This is a genomic window from Prevotella sp. MGM2 (genome assembly GCF_002933955.1).
Lineage (GTDB): Bacteria > Bacteroidota > Bacteroidia > Bacteroidales > Bacteroidaceae > Alloprevotella.
In genome coordinates, this window is the sequence record NZ_BEWW01000053.1 from 1 (window position 1) to 540 (window position 540).

The following is a 540-nucleotide window of genomic DNA, read 5'->3' on the forward strand; positions in this document are numbered from 1 at the left end:
ATCATCCTGCGCATAAATGCTTTCTTCGGCGACTTTTCCGGTTACAGCCTCGATGCGGCGCACACCGGCGGCCACACTGCTCTCACTGACAATTCGGATAAGTCCTATGCGGCCGGTACTTTTGGCATGACAACCGCCACAGAACTCTACACTCGCGCCAAACTGCACTACGCGCACCTTGTCGCCGTACTTCTCGCCGAAGAGGGCGATAGCACCGAGTTTTTTGGCTTCCTCCATGGGAAGGTCGCGATGGTCTTGCAAGACGATATCCTCACGGATCCGGGCATTGACAAGGCGCTCCACCTGACGCAGTTCCTCAGGAGTTACTTTCTGGAAGTGTGAGAAGTCAAAACGGAGGTATTCCGGCGTTACGAGCGAACCTTTCTGCTCCACATGGGTGCCGAGCACTTCGCGCAAGGCCTGGTCCAGAAGGTGTGTAGCCGTATGGTTGGCCTCGCTCCCGCGGCGTGCTTCCACATCAACGCAGGCCATAAATTCCGCCTCAGGATGTGCGGGAAGTTTTTTCGTCAGATGAATCGG

Annotated in this window: 1 pseudogene; it reads right to left on the reverse strand. The window is 56.1% G+C overall.

What is annotated here, in order from left to right:
* Window positions 1–540: pseudogene (locus C5S62_RS01340) on the reverse strand (alanine--tRNA ligase); the annotation flags it as partial.